The 25,499-nt window shown below is 25.5% G+C and carries 22 protein-coding genes and 1 tRNA gene; 5 read left to right on the forward strand and 18 right to left on the reverse strand.

The features are described from left to right. Positions 1-89: 89 nt before the first annotated feature. From GUI12_02940 to GUI12_02980, 9 genes are all read right to left on the reverse strand, one after another. Complete coding sequence (locus GUI12_02940) at positions 90-1,016, reverse strand: RluA family pseudouridine synthase (protein UAT43096.1); 927 nt, start codon at positions 1,014-1,016, stop codon at positions 90-92. A gap of 13 nt (positions 1,017-1,029) precedes the next feature. Then, entirely contained in the window at positions 1,030-1,989 is a 960-nt protein-coding gene (trxB, locus tag GUI12_02945; GenBank protein ID UAT43097.1) for a thioredoxin-disulfide reductase, read from the reverse strand. 29 nt (positions 1,990-2,018) lie between these two features. After that, positions 2,019-2,603 (reverse strand): peroxiredoxin, encoded by a 585-nt coding sequence (locus GUI12_02950; GenBank protein UAT43098.1) that lies wholly within the window; start codon positions 2,601-2,603, stop codon positions 2,019-2,021. A 546-nt stretch (positions 2,604-3,149) separates the two neighbouring features. Continuing rightward, positions 3,150-3,437, reverse strand: a complete 288-nt coding sequence (locus GUI12_02955) for a hypothetical protein (GenBank protein UAT43099.1) — start codon at positions 3,435-3,437, stop codon at positions 3,150-3,152. Positions 3,438-3,586: 149 nt separating this feature from the next. Continuing rightward, positions 3,587-4,129 (reverse strand): hypothetical protein, encoded by a 543-nt coding sequence (locus GUI12_02960; GenBank protein UAT43100.1) that lies wholly within the window; start codon positions 4,127-4,129, stop codon positions 3,587-3,589. A gap of 189 nt (positions 4,130-4,318) precedes the next feature. Continuing rightward, positions 4,319-4,963 carry a guanylate kinase gene (gene gmk / locus GUI12_02965; protein UAT43101.1) on the reverse strand — a complete coding sequence of 215 codons (645 nt, stop codon included), beginning with the start codon at positions 4,961-4,963 and terminating at the stop codon, positions 4,319-4,321. Between the two features lie 37 nt (positions 4,964-5,000). Continuing rightward, positions 5,001-6,842, reverse strand: coding sequence for a hypothetical protein (locus tag GUI12_02970; GenBank protein ID UAT43102.1), 1,842 nt, complete (start codon positions 6,840-6,842; stop codon positions 5,001-5,003). Further along, positions 6,839-8,689, reverse strand: coding sequence for a DNA mismatch repair endonuclease MutL (mutL, locus tag GUI12_02975; protein ID UAT43103.1), 1,851 nt, complete (start codon positions 8,687-8,689; stop codon positions 6,839-6,841). The genes GUI12_02970 and mutL overlap by 4 nt, the downstream gene beginning before the upstream one ends. Continuing rightward, positions 8,686-10,422, reverse strand: a complete 1,737-nt coding sequence (locus GUI12_02980; GenBank protein ID UAT43104.1) for an aminopeptidase P family protein — start codon at positions 10,420-10,422, stop codon at positions 8,686-8,688. Before GUI12_02980 ends, mutL begins: the two co-directional genes overlap by 4 nt. 156 nt (positions 10,423-10,578) lie before the next feature. Here GUI12_02980 and GUI12_02985 point away from each other — a divergent pair, with 156 nt between their 5' ends. Both GUI12_02985 and xth read left to right on the forward strand, forming a co-directional pair. After that, a complete protein-coding gene (locus GUI12_02985) occupies positions 10,579-11,523 on the forward strand; it encodes a heme A synthase (GenBank protein UAT43105.1) in 945 nt (314 codons plus the stop codon). Further along, a complete protein-coding gene (xth, locus tag GUI12_02990; protein ID UAT43106.1) occupies positions 11,520-12,308 on the forward strand; it encodes an exodeoxyribonuclease III in 789 nt (262 codons plus the stop codon). The genes GUI12_02985 and xth overlap by 4 nt, the downstream gene beginning before the upstream one ends. A 6-nt stretch (positions 12,309-12,314) precedes the next feature. On the opposite strand, the gene GUI12_02995 is transcribed toward xth, so the two are convergent. The 3 genes from GUI12_02995 to GUI12_03005 form a co-directional block, all read right to left on the reverse strand. Next, the gene (locus GUI12_02995) at positions 12,315-12,743 is read right to left on the reverse strand and encodes a hypothetical protein (protein UAT43107.1); all 429 of its coding nucleotides are present in this window, start codon (positions 12,741-12,743) and stop codon (positions 12,315-12,317) included. A gap of 15 nt (positions 12,744-12,758) precedes the next feature. Then, a complete protein-coding gene (locus GUI12_03000) occupies positions 12,759-14,252 on the reverse strand; it encodes a hypothetical protein (protein ID UAT43108.1) in 1,494 nt (497 codons plus the stop codon). An 85-nt stretch (positions 14,253-14,337) separates the two neighbouring features. Beyond that, a complete protein-coding gene (locus GUI12_03005) occupies positions 14,338-15,039 on the reverse strand; it encodes a DUF475 domain-containing protein (protein ID UAT43109.1) in 702 nt (233 codons plus the stop codon). A gap of 272 nt (positions 15,040-15,311) precedes the next feature. Between GUI12_03005 and GUI12_03010 the strand changes: the two genes are divergently transcribed. Further along, positions 15,312-17,081, forward strand: a complete 1,770-nt coding sequence (locus tag GUI12_03010) for an ABC transporter ATP-binding protein/permease (protein ID UAT43110.1) — start codon at positions 15,312-15,314, stop codon at positions 17,079-17,081. A gap of 9 nt (positions 17,082-17,090) precedes the next feature. Here the strand turns inward: GUI12_03010 and icd are convergent, their stop codons facing one another. Further along, complete coding sequence (gene icd, locus GUI12_03015; protein ID UAT43111.1) at positions 17,091-18,533, reverse strand: isocitrate dehydrogenase; 1,443 nt, start codon at positions 18,531-18,533, stop codon at positions 17,091-17,093. A 307-nt stretch (positions 18,534-18,840) separates the two neighbouring features. On the opposite strand from icd, the gene GUI12_03020 reads away from it, so the two are divergent. Next, on the forward strand, positions 18,841-19,776 hold the full coding sequence (locus GUI12_03020; GenBank protein ID UAT43112.1) for a transporter: 936 nt from the start codon (positions 18,841-18,843) through the stop codon (positions 19,774-19,776). A 53-nt stretch (positions 19,777-19,829) separates the two neighbouring features. Next, positions 19,830-21,668, forward strand: a complete 1,839-nt coding sequence (locus GUI12_03025) for a hypothetical protein (GenBank protein UAT43113.1) — start codon at positions 19,830-19,832, stop codon at positions 21,666-21,668. 59 nt (positions 21,669-21,727) lie between these two features. Here the strand turns inward: GUI12_03025 and clpX are convergent, their stop codons facing one another. The 5 genes from clpX to zapA form a co-directional block, all read right to left on the reverse strand. After that, the gene (clpX, locus tag GUI12_03030; protein ID UAT43114.1) at positions 21,728-23,041 is read right to left on the reverse strand and encodes an ATP-dependent Clp protease ATP-binding subunit ClpX; all 1,314 of its coding nucleotides are present in this window, start codon (positions 23,039-23,041) and stop codon (positions 21,728-21,730) included. A 20-nt stretch (positions 23,042-23,061) separates the two neighbouring features. Then, positions 23,062-23,682 (reverse strand): ATP-dependent Clp protease proteolytic subunit, encoded by a 621-nt coding sequence (locus GUI12_03035; protein UAT43115.1) that lies wholly within the window; start codon positions 23,680-23,682, stop codon positions 23,062-23,064. A 15-nt stretch (positions 23,683-23,697) separates the two neighbouring features. Next, the gene (locus GUI12_03040) at positions 23,698-25,020 is read right to left on the reverse strand and encodes a hypothetical protein (GenBank protein ID UAT43116.1); all 1,323 of its coding nucleotides are present in this window, start codon (positions 25,018-25,020) and stop codon (positions 23,698-23,700) included. Positions 25,021-25,053: 33 nt separating this feature from the next. Beyond that, a tRNA-Leu gene (locus GUI12_03045) sits at positions 25,054-25,133 on the reverse strand. Between the two features lie 115 nt (positions 25,134-25,248). Then, entirely contained in the window at positions 25,249-25,497 is a 249-nt protein-coding gene (gene zapA / locus GUI12_03050) for a cell division protein ZapA (GenBank protein UAT43117.1), read from the reverse strand. Positions 25,498-25,499: the final 2 nt, after the last annotated feature.

Below are 25,499 nucleotides of genomic sequence, written 5' to 3' on the forward strand. Positions count from 1 at the left end.
TTAAAAAATAGATATATAAATCATTAAATTTATAATATATTTTATATTAATTAATTAATTACTGTTTAAATATAATAGAATTATATAAATCAGAAAAAAAAGTTTATATTTTCTATCATATGATTAGGTTCAACAGTTGAAATATCAATAATATTTTTATTTGGTAAATTTAATCGTATGGATTTCGCGCACAAGTTTAATTTTTTATATCTTATATTATCAATATAATTATATTTTGAATATTTTACATCTCCCAATATAGGATTATCTATTAATTTCATGTGCAATCTAATCTGATGTTTTTTTCCAGTTAAAGGAATTAATTCAATAAAAGAAACATTATATGAAGAATCAATCAATTTATAATGCGTAATACTATTTATAAATTTATTATCAGTAATAGAACAACCTTTGTTATCTATAAAAGATCGAATTACACCAAACGGCTTTTTAACTTTGCCTAAAACAATCGCTGTATATTTTTTATATACTTTACGATTTGCAAATAAATTAGAAAAATATTGAGCATTCTCTTTATTTTTTGCAATAACTAAAACACCTGAAGTGTGCTTATCTATTCGATGTACCACGTAAGGTATATAATTAACTTTAATATTTTTTATGCTATCAATAAGATTACGAGAACCTATTTTTGCCCCTCCTTGCACAGATAAACCGTAAGGTTTATCGATAACAATAACAAATTCATCTTCATAAAGAGTAATCTTTTCAAGATCACGAGCAGAAAAATTAACTACCTTTTTTTCATGCAAATCTTTCTTAAATATTAAAAAATTCACATCAGAATCAATAGAAACAGTATTATTTCTATTTAAAATGAAAGAAGATTTTGTTCTAGTTTCATCAACTCTAATCATCCCCTCCCTAACACTCTTTTCTATATAAGATTGAGGAATATTAAAAACCTCTTGTGATTTAAAATGTTCTCGTAAGAAACGATCTAAACGAATATTATCACAATGGACTGTTAATAATCTTCCAGAATTCTTATTCATTAAAGAAACCAGTTTATTTACTCCTTTCTTCAAGAAATTTTATAGCATCCAATGCTGCCATACATCCATATCCAGCAGCTGTAACTGCTTGTTTATAGAATTTATCATGAACATCTCCTGCAACAAATATACCAGGTATGTTAGTATACGTATTAGTATTAGATTTCACCTTAATATAACCCACATCATCTAAATCCATTATATTTTTAAAAGGTGTAGTATTTGGAGAATGCCCAATTGCAATAAATACTCCTTCCACTTTCAAATCCATATCATCTTCATTTACAGTAGATGTCAAACGAACACCGGTGACATATTTGGGCTCTTCATTGCCTAATATCTCACTCACTGTTCTATTCCAGATACACTGAATCTTTTCATTATTGAATAATCTATTCTGCAGCACTTTATCAGCTCTAAGAGCATCGCGACGGTGTACAAGATATACCTTATTAACATGACGCGTAAGGTATAAAGCTTCTTCAACTGCAGTATTACCTCCACCAATAACTGCAACATCTTTTCCAGAAAAAAACATGCCGTCACAAGTAGCGCAACCTGACACTCCGTATCCCCTAAAGTTATCTTCACTAGGTATGCCAAGCCATTTAGCTTGTGCTCCTGTTGCAATCACTACCACATCAGCGTTATAGGTTGCGGCATAACCGTCTAATTCAAAACCAGAATTTAGAATTTTTATAGAATTAATATTATCGTTAATCAAAGAAACACCACAATTTTTAGCTTGTAAAATCATTTCAGACATTAAAAAAGGTCCTTGAACAACTTTTGAGAATCCAGGAAAATTTTCAACATCGGTAGTGATAGTTAACTGCCCTCCTTTCTGATCTCCAGAGATCAAAATAGTATCAATATTAGCTCTAGCAAAATATATGGAAGCAGTACAACCAGCTGGACCAGAACCAATAACTACAGCTCTTAATCTATCACCCACGATTTTTTTCTGAGACATAATAAGCAAGATTCGCTTTTATATAAAAATTATATAGAATTCATATATTCTTTTACACCGTCATTAGTAGGATTCATTGCCTTTCCACCATTCCAATTCGCAGGGCAAACCTCACCATATTGTTCATTATGCTGAATAGCTTTTACTAATCTAATGTATTCATCAATATTCCTACCAATAGGCAGATCATTAACATGATAAACACGAATTTTGAAACTTGGGTCAATAATAACAGTAGCTCTTAGAGCAACAGATTCATCTATTAAAACACCATATTCTCTTGCAATATTTTTTGTTATATCAGATACCAAAGGAAAATCAACACCTTCTATTCCACCTTTTAATAAAGGAACATTTTTCCAAGCAAAATGACTAAAGTGAGAATCAACGCTAATACCGACAATTTTAGCATTAATTGCTTGAAAATCTTTTACCTTAGCACTAAAAGACATTATTTCCGTTGGACATACAAATGTAAAATCCAAAGGATAGAAGAAAAGAACTCCATAAGAACCATTCAAATGTTTTTTCAAATTGAAGCTATCGATGATGCTGTTATCTTCCATAACAGCAGATGATGTAAAATCTGGGGCTTCTTGTCCAATAAAACGCATATAAACCTCTTATTATTTACGAATAAAAAAGCATTATAATAACTCATAAGCTATATATATATAACACTTTAAAATTAAAACTCAAAATCTGCAATACTCAAGATATTAGAATTTAAAAAATGCATCACAAAAATCAATAAAATCAGTTTAAAATAACAATTATTCACACAATATTCTTAAAATACGCTGCTATCATAATCTTGTACGCTTTGTAAGCTGTTTAAATTCAATAAGATAAAATTCAAACAAGAAAATAAAGAATCATCATTACCATTAATCTGATCTTAAAATTCTTATTTAGGCAGATTTTTCTTACTTTTTATTAAATAAAATTACCCCTATAAATTTTTTGTTCTGATTTTAACAAGCAAAAATTTTGATATTCAAAATTGTAGTTAAAAATCTAAAATTTTCTGATCAGGAATATTTATATACACAAAATCACTATTAATGCTAAAATTACAATAGTTCAATATTATCGCCTTAATAAATCACTTTATCAAAAAATAGAAATTAATATTGATTAAGAGATAATCATTATAAAATCTATTTTACTTGCGGAAAAATAACTTTCAAAACTTTAAGCAAGGTATTTTCAAGGTTATCAGCAGCACTTCCCATAAATCTCTTTTTAGTAATTTCTTTAATAAGATCGGTAAGATTAGGGCCTATATCAACTATCATGTTAGATGATTTAATGACCAAAATATGATCTTCAAAATCATCCCAATCACAATCTTCAGTGTTAAGATCATTTATTTTTAATAAAAAATCACCATTAGATAATTTTCCACTATCAGTAATATTTTGATCACATAAATCTAGTATACTCATATTGATTATTGAATTTAAAAATATTTATAAAACACAGAATACTCAAAATAAGGTTAGGTTGGAATCATATATTTAAATTTAATTCCAAAATAACCGTAGAATTATTTTATATATCAAAAAAATTCATTATTAAAATGAGTAATACTAATTTAAGTTTGCTTGTTATCCAGTTGCAGTTGCTGCACACTACTTTCAATATTACTTATACTTTCCATCATCTGCCCATTTCTTTTATAAACCGTTTGTAGGCCTTGCCTCATCTCTTCCGCTGAAAGTTGAGATTGATTTCTAAAGAGTTGTATGAATTTATAATTACACTTAGATAAAATAGCATTATCTACGAAACTTTTACAGTGCATAGAAATTAAGCTTATCATAACTCCTTTTACAATATCATTATTTCCAACATAACCAGCTATTGATTTTATCCCATTAAACGTATTAGATAAAAAAGAAAAGAATATGTCCGAATAAAAATTACTTGCGTCTTCTTTTGTATTATTATCAAGATCTGCAGAACATTTGTTAACAAAAATTCCTTTATGATTTATATCTTGAGAACCTTCAAAAAATTTATGTGAATTGTTTTCAGCAGAAATTAATTCAGACGTTACTCCTGCGTCATGAGAATCACTAACAACACCTTTTATAAGAGAGTTCTCAGCTTGTGAATCATTTATTAGATATGTCATATATTATATTTTTAATATAGAAAAGTATATTTTATATTAAATAAAACATATATGAAATAGTTATTTATATTTTTTTTGAATAAAAATTATTATAGAGCTACTTTAATGTTAAAAAAATTAATTAAATAATAAAATAATTATTAATATATATAAAGATATCTTTAAAATTATTTTTAATGAAGATTTTTTTTATTGAAATAGCATTTCAATATCTTCATTAAGTAAATTATCTATATGCTCTTTTAAAACTATTCCATTCATAACGTAACGGTTAATTTTTATTATGGAACGAACAGTTTTAACAGCATTATGTAGATTATCATTCAAAACAACATAATCATATTGATAACAATGTTGTATTTCTTCTTTTGCATTATGTAATCTTATTTTATTAATATCTAAATGATCGCTATCTCTATTTTCAAGCCTATTTTTTAATACTGAAAAAGCAGAAGGCAAAAGAAAAATAGAAATCAATTGAAAATCTTTTACTGATTTTTTAAGTTGCAAAAAACCTTGCCAATCTATACAACAAAAAATATCAATTCCATTATTTAAGAGATTCTCTACATATTTTCTATCTGTACCATAATAATTAGAGAAAATATTTGCATATTCTAATAATTGATCTTGTTTTATCAATTGTTCAAATTTATTTTTATCAATAAAAAAATAATCTATTCCATTCACCTCTCTATCCCTTTTTTTTCTAGTAGTTACAGATATGGAACGTTTAATTCTAAGATCACTTTTCAGTATTATATTAGAAATAGTGGTTTTTCCGGTACCTGAAGGAGCAGATAAGACTATAATATTTCCTTTACGATCTGGCATAATATAAATTGATAAAAAGTACATTAAATAAATCTAATTATTCAAATGATACACCTGAAATGTTAGCATTTGCAAAATTTATTTGTGTTTTATCATAATTCATAAATTTACTGTTACTAAGATCACTATTTTTAAAAATAATATTATCGATATTAGTATTTTTAAAAATAACACTATGCAAAATAGAATCTGAAAAATTTATACCAGAAAGATTCAAATTTTCAAATAAAGCACCAGAGTAATTCACATATCGAAAATTTTTATCAAAAGAGGTATATAGGATAAAATTTTCCATATCCTGAAAACCTCTATATTTTTTTATTAAATCAGAAACATAATTTTGATTATTGTTCCTATCAAAAATAGTTTTTGATAATTCAACATTGGATAAAGTGATATTAGTAATATCATTTAAAAAGAATGAGGAGCCTTTTATAGCGGAATTTTGAAAAATAGTATTATTCATTTTATTGTCAAAAAATGAAACTGCTAACATTCTGTTATCTATAAAATGACTACCTAACATGTTTACATTATAGATATTAGATTTCACATAATCGACAGTATTAAACAGCATATAAGCAGCTTCTGCACCGTATATATTAAATTTATTTAAACTACTATTAATGAAGAATGTTTTATTTAAAATTGCATCTTTAACATTAACGTCAAGTATAAAGCTATTTACGAACAAACTATCTATTATGCTTGAATTATTTATGTAAAAATTTTGTATTGAAGAACTTAAAAATCGACTATCTATGATACTATTATCTTTCATTTCACCTGATTTCATCTGAAGGTTTGTAAAATCAGTATCTTCAAAATAAATATTATGAAAATTTGTACTATCAGAATTCATATCCTGAATGATAGTTTGCAAAAATTTATTACCAAAGAAATATGCAAATTTTAAATTTACATTTTCAATATGAGATTTGGTAAAATCTGAAAAGAATATTAAAGATCCTATAAAGCTACTATTTCTAATATAAGCATTATTAAAAATAACATTTTCAATTTTAATACCATCCATGTCATTATTAATTAATAATGAATTGGATAAATCAGAATCTTTGATGATAGATACGTAAAAACTCACTTGATCAAAATTGCTATAATTTATTTTTGAGTTCAATATAATAGAACCACTGAAATTTGCATTCTGGAAATCACACCTACTCATGTTTACATTTTCCATTTTGGATCCTTTGTATTTAGAATTACGCATGTTGCTATCACGTAAATCTACATTAATAAAATTTGCAAATAAAAAATTAACATTATCAGCATTCAAACCTCTAGCACTAATATTAGAAAAATTAGTGTAATTCATACTTCCATTATTTATCGTTGCACCAACAATAGATGCATTTCTAATATCAGAATTATCAAAAATAGAGTTTGTAAAATCACCTCCATCCATTTTTATATTTTTCATCGTACAATTAGTAAAATTTGCATTATGAGAATGAACATTGAAAAAAGTGGTATAAGACAAATTAGCACCCTCAAAAAGTGCGTAGTCTAATATTGCGTTATCAAAATTAATTCCTCTAAGATCTAAACCTCTAAAATCTCCCCCTGTTAAATTTGGATCTAAATCTTCTGCAATATTGATCGTTTGCCCACTATTACGCTTTTTCTCAATGTATTTCGCAAAATCTTGATTAGAATATCCCGTATGTTTCATTTTTTTTACGGCAACATCATTTTTTTTATTTATTTGATCTTTTTGAAAATCATCATTTTTTATTTCTATATCATTAATATTTGATGAATTATTCTCTGCACTAATATTTACATTGAAAAAAAACCAGACAGAAAACGTAAATAAAAAAATAGAAATGATATAAAGCAAGGTATTAATAAATTTCATTTTCGTTCAAATAAATCTAATATTTTATTCTTTGCAATTTTAACGTAGGTAGGTCTTCCATGATTACATTGTGCAATATTATTACTATCATTTATCAATTCAAGAAAAGATATGATTTCTTCATTTGTCATCTTATAACCGGATTTAATAGCGCATTTACAAGCTATATCAGCATATAAACGTTCATATATAAAATCTTCTTTTATTTCAAAAGAATTCAATGCAAGAAAAAACATTTCTTCAGCACCAACTTTATCAATAATATTAGGAAATGTTTTTAAAGTAATTAAAAATGGTTCATTGTTTATAATTTCCCATTCAAATCCTATTTTTTTCAGATATGAGCTGTGATTAATTATACAATCTATATGTTTAATATCATTTAATTGTATATTTTGATAAATCAATAATTCTTGTTTACATTGAAAAAAATCTAATTTTTTAAGCTTTTTTTTAGCTTCTTCATATAAAATTCGCTCATGAATAGCATGCTGATCTATTAAAAAAACATGTTCATTATTTTGAGTAATAATATAATTACTATAAATTTGACCAATTGGTTTTCCAAAATCTTCTTGTACAGATAAATCTTTTGTATTATCAATACTTTTGTGATCATTTATCACATTACTAAAATTCAAAACACTATCAAACTCTTTCTTATTAAGAGAATCTTTTTTTTTTGTTATTTTATCTATTCTTTCTGGCTGTTTTATATTTAACTCTTTGTTATTAAAATCTTTTAAATCACTCATAAAATTACCAAATACTTGTGCATTTTTTTTATCTAGTGCACTAGAAGGTACAAAATAATTAAAAGCTTTTTCATTGATATCACTTGAAATTTTATTACTATTAGAGTGTAATAAATCTCGAATATTTCCTATAATAAAGCGCATAACTTCGCTTTTTCGCATAAATTGAATTTGCAATTTATTAGGATGTATATTTACATCTAATTCACTAAAAGGAACAGAAATATTAATTACAATATAAGGATGACGCCCCTTAGGAATGAGGTCTTCATATGCTATTCTAATAGACATATATAAATTATCATCTTTTACAATTCTGCCATTTACATAACAAAATATATTAGATCGTGTTCTAGCATTAAATGTAGGTAAAGAAATATATCCATGTATTTTCATACCAGAATATTCATTATCCAAAAGCAATGCATTATCAACAAAATTTTTTCCTAAACTTCGTATGGACATCAATCTTTTGAGCCATATACCAGGCATATAATCATATACTTTTTTACCATCATGAATTAAAAGAAATCTTTTTCTATAATGTATTGCAGCAAATTTATTGATTAAATCCTTAATATGTAATAGAATCTTCTGGTCTTTATCCATGAATTTTGCCTTTACAGGAAAATTATAAAAAAGATCTCTAACAGACGTCTTAGTCCCCTTTAATATTGCTGATTTAGTGATAATTTTGTTTTTTGTTATAGGGTCTATTGATAATTTCCAACCTGAATTTATATTCTGTATATGATTACTTTCAATGCAAAATTTACTAACAGAAGATATAGAATATAATGCTTCACCTCTAAAACCAAAATGCCTTATATCACTTAAATCTTCGGATAAAATTTTTGAAGTTGTATGTTTATCTGTTGTTAAAAGAAGATCTTCTTTTACTATTCCATATCCATTATCTTCAATTTCAATAAGGTTTTTACCACAATTTTCAATCTTAATAATGATATTATCTGCCTCAGAATCTAAGGAATTATCAATTAATTCTTTAATAACTTCAATAGGTGAATATATAACTTCACCAGCAGATATTAAACGTACTGTTTCATCTTTAAGAATCTTTATTCTATTCATAATTCTTTTTTAGAAATAAATTTTGATAAATTAGTTACATAATTGTTAATAAAATATTGTTCCTTTTCTTCTAAGTAAACAAATATTAATTTTTTAATTTTTATGGCATCATCGTAAATCCAATATTTTTCATTATCATCTAATAAATTAAAATCAATAAGATTAATATCTAAAGGAACCCTTGTTAAATTTTCAAATTCCAAAAAATCTTCATATTTTGAAGATTTCACTAATAAGATATTCTCTATTCTAATACCATATTTTTCTTTAAAATATACACCTGGTTCATTAGAAATAAGCATACCTTCTTGCAAAATAGTATTAGAAGAAAAAGAAGGAGGACATTCATGGACTGATAAAAAACATCCAATTCCATGGCCTGTTCCATGCTGATAATTCAAACCATATTGCCATAAAAATTGCCTTGCTATAGCATCTAATGAATAACATTTGGTTTTTTTAGGAAATATCATTCTAGATAAGGCTATCATCCCTTTTAAGACAATTGTATAGTGAAATTTTTGCTCTTCAGTAGGTTGATTACCTATAGATATAGTTCTTGTTATATCTGTAGTTCCACAATGATATTGCCCACCAGAATCTAGTAAAAGCAATCCTTCATCTTGTATATCAGACCCCATATTATTGTTAATATGATTGTAATGTATAAGTGCTCCATTTTCATTATAAGCAGATATAGTACTAAAACTTTCATAGAAAAAATCTTTATCTAAAACACGAAATGAGAAAATTTTATCAGCTATAATAGATTCAGATAATTTAATTTTTTTATTCTTTTTATTTTCATCTAACCAATGAAGAAATTTTGTACATGCTATCCCATCTTTAACATGCGCCAATCTCATACCGTTGATTTCCACACTATTCTTGATACATTGTGCATTACTGATTATGTCATCATCAAGAAATAATATTGTTTTCACATTATTATTTATCATCTCATATACATATGAAGATATTTCATTATTAATAAGAAAAATAGTGTTGATATTCTTAACTCTATCTTCTAATTCTACAAAATCAAAAACACTAATATGACTCTCTAATTCATTTTCAATAGAAGCATTTTTCTTATCTATAAATAAATCTATTTTGCAATCTGGATATAAAATTGCATAACAGAAAAATATTGGTGTATATGCAAATTGATTACCACGTAAATTTAATAACCAACATATACTGTCTGATTGATTAATAAAAATTGGCTTGGGTAAAGAAAATTTTTTAATTTTATCTAAGGATTTTAAACCAGAATATTTAATATCAAAATTAAAAATCTTGAAAGATATTTCAGATGCAAAAGAACGTAAATCATCTATAGGATTTTTATCAAAAGCTATAAATTGACATTTTAGGTCACTTATTTTCCTGTAATCTATTATTTTTGGATCAAATCCAACTTTATAATTTACATTATTAATAAATTCATATGGATTTTTATCAGAAAAATTAAAAATATCCCATTCTGATAAATCAATCTCTTTTTTTGCTTGCAGTATATATCTAGAATCTGTAAAAAACAGATTTTTACCAATAACTGATAATATAATAAAAGCATTGGATCCTGTAAATTTAGTAACAAATTTTATCCTATTATTATAATCTGGAACATATTCAAAAAAACTTTCATCATTTATCGGTAAAATAAAATAATCAACATCATGAGATATCAAAATTTCTATTAATTTTTTTAACATTTTTAAGATTACCATAACTTTAAAACTTATTCTTTTTATGTTAGCATCTCATCTGTTTTTATAAACATATAAAGATATTTAAAAAAGAGTTTGAAAAATAATCTCATGCATAAGATACCTTTTATATCTCAAAAATTGTGGCTGATTATTTGCATAGTATTAATTTTTACTATGGTTTTATTGGGTGGTTTTACCAGATTAACTGGTTCTGGACTATCTATAACTGAATGGAAACCAGTTACAGGAACAATACCTCCTTTTTCTTTAAAAAGCTGGGAATTTGAATTTAAAAAATATAAAGAAACTCCTGAATTTGAATTTGTAAACTTCAATATGGAAATTGGAGATTTCAAACGCATATATCTTATTGAATATTCACATAGATTATTAGGAAGATTGATCTTTATAATATTCATTATCCCTGCCTTATATCTGCTATTAAAGAAGAATGCATTAGCAAAAAACACCTCTATAGCTTATATATCAATATTTTTTATAGGTTTATCACAAGCCTTTTTTGGATGGTATATGGTACAAAGCGGTTTAATTGATGTTCCATCTGTGAATCATTATAGACTCTCTTTGCATTTTATGACGGCAATTTTAATATTTTGCTTGTTATATAATCAGTTACTAAATTTATACGATATAAGTAAATATGTATACAACGATAAAAAAATATTCTATTGGATTATTACAATATTATTTTTAGTTACAATTCAATCTGTTTACGGAACGTTTGTTGCTGGCACAAAAGCCGGTTATATATATAATACCTTTCCTCTTATGTCAGAAAATGCGTTCATTCCAGAATATACAAATAATATAAAGATACCCTATGATTTATTCAATGATCCAGGGACGATACAATTTATCCATAGACTATTAGGTGTAGCAATTGTATTTTCTTCTTTTTTTGTTCTATATATTATTCAAAAAATCATGTATAAAAATTTTTTTTACATTTTTTTGTTTTCCATAATAGTCCAATTTATACTAGGTATTTCAACTCTATTGACAAAGGTAAATATATTTATTGCTTTATTGCATCAATCGTGGTTATTTTTGATAATATCATCTGCCATCTTTTTGATTAAATGTTATAAAAGAAAATGAAAATAGTATCTTGGAATGTAAATTCGATTAGAAGTAGAATAGGTATACTAAAATATTTTATAAAAGATAACAATCCTGATATCATTTTATTACAAGAAATAAAATGTGAAGAACATCAATTTCCTTATGAAGAAATTGAAGATATGAATTATAATTTTGTCATCAATGGACAAAAATCCTATAATGGAGTTGCTATTTTATCTAAATTCCAAATAGAAGAATGCATAAAACATATTCCAAATTTTATAGATCAAAATAATCAAGCACGATATATAGAAGCACTGATTTATAAAGATGAATTTCCAGTCAGAGTAGCTAGTATATATGTCCCCAATGGTCGTGATATTACTTCCGAACATTTTGAATATAAATTAAATTTTCTAGATGCATTATATAATTACATATACAATTCTATCTTAAAAAAGAGCGAAATAGTAATATTTGGTGGAGATTATAATGTTGCACCAGAAGATATAGATGTATATGATAATAAAAAAATGGAAGGAAAAATAGGATTTAACATCCTTGAAAGGCAAAAATTACGTTCAATAATAAATTTAGGTATGTATGATGCTTTTAGAGAATTAAATCCTAAAGACAATACCTATAGCTGGTGGGATTATCGCGCAAAGGGTTTTGAAAATAATAGAGGAATGAGAATTGATAATATGATTGTATCACCTGAAGCAATGAACAAAGTGATAAAATGCAACATATATAAAAATATACGCAATATGAACAAAACGTCTGATCATGCACCTATATCTTGTGAGATAGATATATAAATAAAATTAAACTTCACCTAAATTATCTGAAGAAGGAATATTAATAACACTGCTAGATAATCTATCTTCTACAATTTTATCAACCTTTATAGAAATCTTCTTCAAATCTAAAGTATTATTCGTTATTTTATCACTCAAATGTAAATCACAGATATATAAAGAATCCATAACATTTAATAATTTATGATAAGATTTATTATCATGCTCTATCTTGTTTACATCGCATAATTTAGTCAAATTAATGATTGAAAAAAATAAAATATCTTTGATAACGTCATTTTTTTTACTGAAGATATGGTATAAACTATAATTTTCGCTATGCTTTGCTGTGATTAAATCAATAAAGTCAACAATAATTGATTCATAACCTGCAGCATTATTAGTGATGTTAAAAGCTAATTTAATTATTTCTTGCAAGAATTTTTTATCATTCATAAAAAATGCCGAATATTATGAATTTAATAAAAAATGATTATATTTATGATATATCTCCTTAAATTCATCTCGATTTAGCATACCATTAACACTCTTTTCCATGATATTTACAAAATCATCTTTAAATTCATTAAAAGTATCACATACTTTACAATTTTTGATATTTTTTGTTATACTAATAAGTATACTTAAAAAATTTATTTCAATATCATTATCGATATTAAAAATACTTTCCACTATTTGCTGAAAAATATCATTTTTATTATCCTTGAATTCTAAAGATAATGAATAATAATTAAAATCATCTTTTTCTTTGAGAGACTGAATGTTAATATCATTAAAATAATTTAAGTATGATTTATCAATAAATTTCATCATTTGTATCATCATAATAAATAATTTGCTGTACATCTTATCAAAATTTATAAAACACAAATCTGATTTATTAATCTGATAATTCTTAAATATTAAATCTAAAGTAGATGATAAAAAATTAGCATCAATTTTATCGTAATAACTATTAGAAAGATTTAAATAAACATTTCCATTATATAAAACACGATAATAAAAATAACCAATTACCGAAAAATTTTTATTAAACAGTAAGTTATTTTCTATAACAGTAATTTTTTTTTTAAAAATTTCAGACAATATTTTCAAAGAATCATCTAAAAGAAAATTAGTTACAGAATAAGAATTTATATTCAACTTATTGTTTTCGTTTACCTCCAATAATATTTCAGAACAAGTATATTCTATACAAAAATTAGATAATGTTTTATTTTTTTGAAAAAATTTTGATAAATCAAATTTCAAGATTATTTTGTCATAAGTATTAAAATATTTACATAAATTAACAAATAAATTAATTATTTCATATGATTTTTTGATATTTTTAGCAATATAAGAATGATAAGTTAAAAGATTCTCATTTTTTATATAATCTAAAACATCTAAAAATTCTATAGAATTTATCCTATTTGCTAATTTTTGAAATATCAAATTTTTTAAATCATTTAAATGATTTAAAATTGTCATTTTCCATGTAATGTCTTTAGTACCTTTATAAATTCTAATAGAATTATAAAATATCAATAATTCATCAGTTATGGATATAATATCTTCAAACATATAATAATCCAATTTATTAATAAGATTGATACTTTGTTTTGATAAAATAACTGAATCATTTCGCATCTTTTCCAATATAGATTCAAAAAAAATTGCTAAGGCTTGATTATGAGATATTATATTTGCAACATAAAAAGTTATTATATTAGATTCAAATAAAGAATTTTCTACATCACGTATTGAAGAATTTAAAATAAGACAATTTTCATTTGTATTAAAAAATTTATTGTCTGTTACTAATATAGTAAAATCATTTCCATCAAAATGAAAATTCATTCCTGAAGACAAAACGACATTTTCATAACACGCCCTGAGCATATCAATAAAATAGTCACTATTTAATACAGAAAAAACTTTTCGAGCGAACTCTTTCCGCATAAAAATATAAAAAATAAGAGAAATATATGAGAAACTTATAAAGAAAATAGTATCAAAAAAAGATTAATATAATATTAAAACATTATTATTTATTCTTTAATTTTTTTCTCAAATATATCATGATGAAATACAAAATGGTTATACATAATAGGAACAAATAAAAGAGTATGCGAGGCATAATTATTCCCAAGGACTCTAAAATCAACTTCATTCCCAATATTCCAATAAAAATAAATACAATTATTCTAATAAATGCATAACGAGATAAAAATCTCAATAATATGGAATAAATTGTAACCATAAACAACATTGTTATGGCAAAAGCTAATATGATAATTTCAAAATTTCGAGTGAAAGCAATAGCAGTGATAATTGAATCAAAAGATAATATAAAATCAATCCATATTATTTCTAAAAATGCATAATACGAATTCTTGTAACTTTTTTTATTCACCTTAATTTTATTATTTTCTTTCTTAAAGTGAAAATTAATGATTTCAATAATTGCTTTATATAATAAAAACCCTCCCCCTAAAAGCATTATGATATCAAAAACAGAAAGAGTATAGATAACATTATTATCTGATTGTTTAATAAAAAAATCTAAAAATAACAACATTAATCCACGGATTATCAGAGCAAAAGATAACCCAATAAATGCTATTAATCTAGGTCTTTTAACTTTCTCAACAACAAAAGAAATAAAAACGATATTATCGGCACCTAATACTAATTCTAGAAATAATATAATAAAAAAAGTATATAAAGCTTCAGTAGAAAAATCCATTATAAGAATCTATATGAAAAAAAATCCTTATATAAAAATTTGAAAATGATAAAGAGCAACCATTCTATTTGATAAAAAAATGTAACACATTCTACTTTTTATTATTACCTATAAAATTGAAAATATAATCATAATTTATGAAACAATTATGAACAAAACTCCATTTTCACGGAAAGTCAATTGTAACTGAATATAACAATATTTTGCAATAAATAAAATAATATGTTTAAAATTAAAAAATTGATATCACGTAAAGAAGAATTATATCCAATATGAAAAATATAAAAAAATTTTCAACTTTCTCTTCATTAAGGCTTTTTATTAAATATGTTTGGAAATCAAATCAAAAAAAGCATAAATTCTTTATAATTTTTGCTTTCTTCATGCTGTTGTTATCAAAAATAATAATGGTTTTTGCACCCTTAGCTTATAAAAATATAATTAATAGCATATCAAGTTCACCAAAACATATACCCTTTTTGATGTTATTAATTTACGGTTTTTCTAGATTGGGAACACAAATATTTTCTGATTTGAAAGATGTATTTTCAAGTTTTACAGAACAACATATAGTAAAAAAATTCAACATAGAAGTGTTAACCCACCTTTTAAACCTTGGTGCAGATTTTCATAGCAATAGAAAAACTGGAGAAATCATCAAAAAAATCGAAAGAAGTTCGAAAGCGATAGAAAGAATAATAACAATGAGCTTTATGATTATGCTACCTATAGTAATTGAAACAACAATAGCAACATTATTCTTGCTTATAATGTATCAAAATAATATCTGGTATACAGCTATGATTTTAATATCAGTTCTCATATATATCACATATACACTGAAAATTTCTGATTGGAGAGCAGATACTGTCAAAAATATGGCAAAATATGATAATCAGATGGGTTTTCAGGGTTTAGATTTGCTTATAAATTATGAAAATGTTAAATCTTTTACAAATGAAGAATATGAATTAAAAAAATATGAAGATTTTTGCAATAAATATAAAAAAACTGCCATACGCAATAAAGTAAATCTCTCGATTCTTAACTTAGGGCAAAGTTTGATTATATCAATGTGCTTATTGCCTATTTTATTTTTAACAACATATGATGTTTTAAAAAGCATCATAACAGTTGGAGATTTTGTTTTGATAAATACCATTTTATTGCAATTATTTATCCCATTAAATAATTTAGGTTTTTCATACAGAGAGATACGGCTAGGTCTAATAAGCGTTCTAGAAGTATTTGAAATATTAAATATAAAACCGAGCATAATTGATAAACATGGTGCACAAAAAATAGAAATTAAAAATGGAGAAATTCAATTTGATTGTGTAACATTTTGTTATGAACATGAACGCACAATTTTAGATAAATTATCATTCAACATTATTCCAAAAGAAACAACAGCTATTGTAGGCCGTACTGGTTCTGGAAAATCAACAATATCAAAATTATTATTGAGATTATTTGAACCTCAAGAAGGAACAATAAAAATTGATAATAAAAACATATGTGACGTAACACAACATAGTCTGCGTAGCCAAATTGCATATGTTTCGCAAGATATAACATTATTCAATTCATCTTTTAAAGAAAATATAAGATATGGAAGACTAGATGCAACAGATGAAGAGGTATTTAAAGCAGCTAAAAGAGCCAAAATACATGATTTTATTATTGGAACAAAGGAAGGATATAACTCTATTGTTGGAGAAAGAGGAATAAAATTATCAGGAGGAGAAAAACAAAGAATAGCAATAGCAAGAGCAATAATAAAAAATCCCAAGATATTTATATTCGATGAATCAACATCATCTTTAGATACAAGAATAGAAAAAAATATACAAGAAAATATAAGCGAAATTTCTGAAGGAACAACAACTATAATAATTGCTCACAGATTATCTACAATTGTCGCTGCAAAGCAAATTATAGTATTTGAAAATGGAACAATTATCGAGTATGGAAACCACAAAGATTTAATACAAAAACAAGGAGCTTACTACGATATGTGGCAAGCTCAAAAAAATCATTAGATAAATACATTAAACTCTGAAGCCATATCTGTCTCCATAAATGTATAATTTATACATTCTAGTGACTTCGATATCTTTGTCTAAAAATTGATGCATTAAATCAAGTATATCACCGTGCTTTATTAATTGGTCTTTATCAGCTATAAATCTACATACAACAGTATCGGTAAACATTGGATCTTCTATAGTTTTTTCTGGCCATAAAGAAAGACCTTTTATGCTAATATTGCATAATACAAAACCTGATAAAGTATTGAACTCTTCTATTTTTTTCAATAATTCATTTATCATATCAGAATTCCACTGAAGACATAAATCTACTCCTACTAAATGTTTGGGAGTACTTTGCATTGTCTCCGATATTAGAGATTTAAATCTATCATTGAGATCTGATTTATTTAATAAATCACATTTCATAGGAGACATATCATAATTTTTAATATTTGTATCAATATTTTTGCATATTTCATCAGTAAATTCTGTAGTAGAAAGCTTTTTTTTACTATGATTTTCATCATAGAGATCCACTGTATGCATACCATTTTCTATAGTATGGAGCCATGCATTCTGAATTTTTTTAGCAATTTCATCCTGTGAAAGATAATAAAGCATATTAATAGCAGCATTAAGTAAAGCAGAAGGATTAGCAATATTTTTTCCAGCAATATCTGGCGCTGAACCATGTACAGCCTCAAACATTGCATAATTACTACCTATATTTGCACTACCAGATATACCAATAGAACCAGATATTTCTGCAACAACGTCCGATATAATATCTCCATACAAATTTTCTGTGACTATAACATCAAATCTTTCAGGGTATTTAGCTAACCTAGCTGTTCCTATATCAACAATTAAACTATCATTTTTTATATCAGGATATAAAGAAGCAACATAATCAAATGCTTTATGAAAAGTCCCATCTGTAAGTTTCATGATATTATCTTTTATAAAACATGTAACTTTTTTACGATTATTTTTCTTTGCATATTCAAAAGCATATCTACATATTCTTTCTGAAGCAGTATAAGTTATCGTTTTAGCAGTAAGATTTGAGTCATAAGTATCTTTATACTCTATTCCAGCATATAAATCTTCTTCATTTTCTCTTATTATGACTACATCAATATTTTTGCTTTTATCAATAAAAGATATACAAGGTCTTACATTTGCATATAAACCTAATTTCTTTCTCATGGTGACATTTAAACTTTTGACCCCCTGTCCTTGAGGAGTGGTAATTGGTGCTTTTAAAACTACTTTCGTTCTATTAATATTTTCCCATGCACTATCTGGAATTCCAGTTTGTATTCCTTTTTCATAAAATTTAATACCCATTTCAACAGTACTAAATTTTATATCTGCACCAGCATGCTTCATTATTTTTATAACGGAATCCATTATTTCTGGACCTATTCCATCGCCATAAACAACACTAATTTCTCTCATATCGGATATATAAAAAACAAAAATTTAAAAGCAGAATTCGCTTCAATGAAATATTATATAAAAACTGTATTAAATCAAATAAAATGTGAATTTTATTATTTTTTTTATATAAATTTTTATGTAACTTGTATAACAAATAAAATATGGCTACTATTATTTAGTAATTCTTGTTGCAAATTTAGAATACCGATTTTAAATTCTATGAATCTACACTATATTCTTATATTGTGGATTTCTTTTTACGATTCATAAATAAACAGTTATTTCTTACAAGGTTCGTATAGTGTTTTTAGCGATAGTGATAAAAATGATACCCCTTTACTGCAACATATTCATTGGATATATTGCAAAAAAATTAATATCTGTAGAAGCTGAATCTATGATTAGATTCAGCTTGTATATATTAGCTCCTATAATATTATTTGCTGCAATAACCAAATTAGAAAATTCTAGTCAATACGTTTCATTACCACTCCTTATATTCACAATTAGTTCTCTTCTTTGTTACGTAGTCTATAAGGTAAACAATATATTTTATCAAGATGGTATGCGTAATATTGTTGCATATAGCTCTGGAAGCTCAAATACAAGTCAACTTGGGCTACCTATTGCAATGTTAGTATTAGATAAAGAAAGTATATCAATATATATCATTGGTTACCTTGGAATGATAATTTTTGAAAATACCTATGGTTTTTATATTGCAGCAAAAGGAAATTTTCCAATTTCTTATTGTATTAAAAGAGTGCTAAAATTACCAGCTATGTATTCAATATTATTAGGTTTGATAGCAAATTTTTTTGATGTAAAAGTACCTTCATTATTCAGTGGATTTATAGACAATATAAGAAGTACCTATATTGTTTTAGGTCTATGTAGCTTAGGAATAGCAGTTGCTCAGATAAATAAAATAGAAATAGACTGGAAGTGTATTTTTATCACCACAGTAGTGAAATATGTATTTTGGCCAATATTAATGCTCTTTCTAATATATTGCGATTACAACATATTGCATATATATAATAACAAAGAAACATATATCGCAATGTTTTGTATATCAATAGTGCCAATTTCTATAACAACAATGATTGTAGGTGCTTCTCTAAATTATCAAACAGAAAAATTAGCTCTAATGTTATTAATAAATACTATAGCAGGTATGTTTTATATACCAGTTGCATTAACTTTCTATCAATCTGACATATTGCAAAATATTATCTTTAAAATTGATCATCTAAATTAGAAAAGTTATAATCTTGTATTGCAATTGGTATCATTTTATTTTAATCATTCACAATGAGAATCTCGAAAACTAAAAAAATTATCGGTCTTTTTTTAATCACAGCATTTTTTTTCCTTTCTCTGAGAGAAGGAATATTCCTTTTTAAAAAAGATCAAATAAAAATAGGAAAGTATCATATAGATAAAAGTGAATATAATAAAATATTAAATAATACAATAAATTATTTAACTACTACTGGTTTTGAATTAAAAGACAGTAATATGCACTATTTAAAGCAGCTTGCTTTAGATTTAGCTGTGCAAGATAAAATACTTACCAAATATATAAAAAAAATATCTTTGAATATAAGTGACCCAGCCATAATTAAAATGATCAAAAATTTTGAGCAATTCTCAGATAAAAATGAAAAGTTTAATAAAGAAAATTTAGATAATTTTTTGCAAAAAAATAAGATATCAGAACAAGAATATGTTAAACAAGTTAAATTTGATATTTTAAAACAAATAATAAAACAACCATTGGAAAATATAAATTTCAAATTTAATAATATATATAGGGATATTTTTAATTACTATAATGATGAATTCGTAACAGAAATATATACTTTTGATACAGAAATTTTGAGAAAAAATCTAGCTCAAATAACTGAAGATGAACTTTTAGATTTTTATAAAGAAAATAAATCAAACTATGAATTTCCAAATTATAAAATAGTAAAATATCTTGTTTTAAACAAAGACGCAATTGACATAAATGATACTTTGATATCAGATCAAGAAATACAACAATTTATACAAGAAAATAACTATGATAAAAAATATAGCATAAAGTATGCAAAAACAAATTCACACACAATAGCTAATGATTTGCTTTCTGCTATAAAAAATAATGATATACGTAAGATACGTTCAATATCTGAAAGCAAAAAAATTACTTTTACAAAATTCAATAATATTAAGAGTGATGATGTTAGATTAGAAAATTTTGTGTTACAATACATCACCAATTTCAACTATAAAGATAAAAATTCTCCAAGTGTAGCAATATCTTTTAACAAACAAGATAATTTATATTATATATTTTATAAACCAAATGTTCTTAATAGCAGCATTGATGACAATGAATATCAGAAGATAAAAGTACTATTAATGCAAAGTAAAACTAATTATGAGTCAAAGATGAGTGCATTAATTGATAAGATCGAAGATTCTATTAATAGAGATGAAATAAATTTTAATGAAATACAATCTTTATATTCTTTAAAAATGTATAACGCTGGCAAAATAGATATCGATAATTACAACTCTGAAGATAACAAACGTCAATTAAAAAGTGATTTATTCTCTTATAATGACATAATGAACCAAATTATTGAATCAAAAGTGAAAAATATCAATTTTTTTAAAAAATCTCAAACCAAAGAACATACCTATTATATGATATATATTAGTGATCAAATTAATAGCAAACCAATGACTTTTCATGAAGCAAAAAAATTGATAAAAAAAGAAATAGAAATGAATAAAATAAAGAGTAAGATAAACAATATGGTTAGAAAAAATAGTATAAACGCTAACAAAAAAAGAAAAGGAATAGATAAAAAAGAGATAATTTTATCAAGAAAAAAAATATTGATAAATAAAGATAAAGACTATGATAATTACCCTAATGAGCTATTTGTTGAAATTTTACAGAATAAAAATATTGGAGAACCAACTCAAATATACTCAGATAAAAGATCTTCTAATAAATTGACATTAGGTATAATAAAATCAAAAAATAAGAAAAATATTAAAAAATCGGATATGAACGAAATTCAAAATTATCATAAAAAGATAAATATTGATCTCAATGATATTGCAAAAAAGGAATTTATCTCTGCTTTATCTTAAAACAAAGAAGTGATCATACAAAATAAAAATACAATATCTATAGGACGATATATATTGTGCTAAGCAAGTATTTTATCAACATACTTATCATCTATTTCAATAGTTTCCTCTTTTTTATTGGGAAGTTTCCCTATACCTTTTTCTTTTCTATAATCTGGAATATTATACATATGGTCCAGTAGCAATTTTTCCATAATAGACCTTAAACCTCTAGCACCTAAATTAATCTTTATAGCATTATCTGCTATATTAGATAGCGCATCTTCAGTGAAAAGCAAATTGTATCCATCGTAAAAAAACATCTTCTTATATTGTTTCACTAAAGCATTTTTAGGTTCAATAAGAATTCTTTGCAGATCATTTTTCGTTAATTTATTGAGATAAACCAATATAGGTAACCTTCCTACTAATTCTGGAATTAAGCCAAATTTCACTAGGTCTTCATGAATACAATCACGCAAAATAGAAACATCTGATTCTTGTTGATCTGAATTTTCACTTCTTTTGGCAAGATTTTTATCATTTTTACCACTATTAAAGCCTATTGTTTTCGCATCAGTTCTAGAGGATATAATATTTTCTAAACCAACAAATGCTCCTCCACAAATAAATAAGATTCCTGATGTATCAATTTTTATACATTCTTGCCCTGGATGCTTACGACCACCTTGAGGTGGTATATAAGCAACAGTACCTTCTATAATCTTAAGTAAAGCTTGTTGCACACCTTCACCAGAAACATCTCTAGTAATAGATGGATTTTCTGATTTCCTTGATATTTTATCTATTTCATCAATATATATAATACCGCTTTGAGCAGCCTCAATATCATAATCTGCATTCTGCAACAATCTTAATAATATGTTTTCAACATCATCACCAACATATCCAGCTTCAGTAAGATTTGTAGCATCAACAATAGCAAAAGGTACATTTAACATTTTAGCTAAAGTAGTAGCAAAAAGAGTCTTGCCTGAACCTGTTGGACCTAATAATAATATATTAGACTTGCTTAACTCAACATCATCATCATCTTTTAAGGAGTCAGCAGAATTTTTTATTTTTTTATAATGATTGTAAACGGCAACTGATATAACTTTTTTAGCATCAAATTGTCCTATTATATATCTATCCAGATAATTTTTTATAGAACTAGGTGTAATGTTATCAAAATCAACTTTTTTGCTATCAGCAATCTCTGAAAAATTATCTTTAGAAATATCTTTAATTATAGAATTTTTACTGCTAACAGCAGCATAACACATATCTATGCATTCATTACATATAGATGCAGATTCAGCAGTTATAATTCTATCAACACTCTTCTCATTTCTTCCACAAAAAGAACAGAAAATCTCAAAACTAGCTTTCATAACACATTAAAAATATTGCATTAACTAGATAACTTATCTATAACTTTATCAATTATCCCATAATCCTTAGATTCTTCAGCAGTCATGAAATAATCCCTCTCCATGTCTCTATGGATTCTATCTATATCTTGTCCTGTATGGTCTTCATAAATCTTATTCAATTTTTTCTTTGTTCTAATTATATATTCAGCATGTATTTGAATATCAGTTGCTTGTCCCTGATAACCTCCCGAAGGTTGGTGTATCATAATGCTAGCATTAGGTAGCGCATATCTCATTCCTTTTGCACCACCAGCCAAAAGAAGAGAAGCAGCTGAGGCAGCTTGACCTATACAATAGGTAGCTACTTTAGGTTTTATATATTGCATAGTATCGTATATAGCTAATCCAGCAGTTACCACCCCTCCTGGAGAATTTATATACATTGATATAGATTTTTCAGAATTCTCTGATGCCAAAAACAACAATTGTGCAATAATCAAACTAGACATCTCATCCATTATGGCGCCTGTAATAAATATTATTCTATCTTTTAACAATCTAGAATAAATATCATAGGACCTTTCTCCTTTTGAAGTTTGTTCAACAACTATTGGAACAAGAGCAGAATTCACATTCAAAGTATTATCATCAAAAATCATATCGTAACCTCTAAATTAATTACCAGTCGGAATATCTTGCATTGTATTAATCAATTGTTCATTTTCTATTATTTTAATAACAGTTTTTAGATGATCAAAAACTTTACTTTCTAAAACTTCATTTCGCAACTCAATCATCATTGCAGGATTAGTCTTTGATTTTTCAATAAACCATCTAATTTGCTGAATATTTCCTCCATAGGTTTCAAATAATCTATTACTGCAATCTTCATCACTAACTTTAATATTCTCTTTATCAGCAATTTCAATAAGAAAAGTTGCTAATTTTATGTTATCAGTAGCCATTTTCGAAAGCTGTTCTTCATCATTATCCTTATAGATATTTTTTAGCTTACTCTTTTCCAGATCAATAATATGATTTGCCGTCTTTAGCTCAATAGAATTTTGAATAATCTCATAAAGTAAGTCTCGCAATTTATCATCTTGTAGAGTCAAAAAACGCTTCTCATACATTTTCTTTATTTCTTCTTTTATTTCTTTCAAAGAATTTTTATTTAACTTCTTCAAAAGAGAAGCTTCATCTTGGACAGGGCAGGCTTTTTTAATTTTTTTTACTGTAATATCAAAAAATGCTTCCTTCCCAGCTAAATATATCTCTCTATAATCGCTTGGAAAATGAACTTTTATCTGTTTAGTATTTCCTACTGACATTTCAATCATACCGTCCTCAAGGTCTTTAATGAGCTTCCCTGAACCCAGCATAATTTCCATATCGCGAAAATTAGCTTTTTTAAAACGTTTCTTTATTCCATTGATGAGAAAATAACCTTCACCATCGATGATTAACACATCATTTTTTTTTGCCCCATATCCATTTTCTGAATCTATATAATCAAAGATCTTATTTTTGATGTCTTCTAAATATTCATCTATGAGTGAGTCACTAGGAATATATTTGTCACATTTCACCTCTATCTCTGATAAATTAGGAACCTTTATTTTTTCAGTGTAAGAAAAAGAGACATCAAATTCTATATCTTTGCTTCCCATCTCTGAAACAAGTAAATTGTTTATAGATACATTAGTTACATTAGTTATTGTAGAATCAATATTGCAAACATCTCTAGATATAGAATTTATTAATTCATTCTCAAAAGTCGAAAATAATTTGCGCTTTTTAGTTTTTGTAAGATCTTTAGAATTTTTGGATATAGTTCTATCAATAGCATATTTATTAAATTCTTCATTAATTTTATCTTTAGAAAAAATTACATGAATTGTTCTAGCAAATTCATCATCACTGACTATAGAATAGTCAAAAATAAATTTTCCTGAATCACAAATAGAAAAATCTTGGGCATTAATCGAAGTTTCCACAATAAAATCTGTTATCTAAATAAAATAAAAAAATACGGATGGAGGGACTTGAACCCCCATGATCTCTCACTAGGACCTAAACCTAGCGCGTATACCAATTCCGCCACATCCGCAAAACAATCTTAGACTGAATAACGTAATCAATTCAGTACAGCATATTACTATCAGATAGAAGCGTGAATGTAAAGATTCTGACTATCATTTAAAGTAAATAAAATAAGCTTTCAGTCAACTTAAGTCGAGCTTTAATATACATTCTGATATTCTTCTATTAATCTCATTTAAGCGTTGATTTTTCTTTATTAACAATGAAATTAATTTTACTGTTAAGTCATAATGCTTATCTTTCGTGCTATATTTTATATCACCAAGTTCGTCATTGATATCATTTATTATTTTTTCAAGTTCACATATATCCTCTTCTCTGCATTCAAGAGTGTAACTAAAGCCGCTAATATTAACATCTTTAATAGGCATGA

The sequence above is a fragment of the Anaplasmataceae bacterium AB001_6 genome (assembly GCA_020002265.1).
GTDB lineage: Bacteria > Pseudomonadota > Alphaproteobacteria > Rickettsiales > Anaplasmataceae > AB001-6.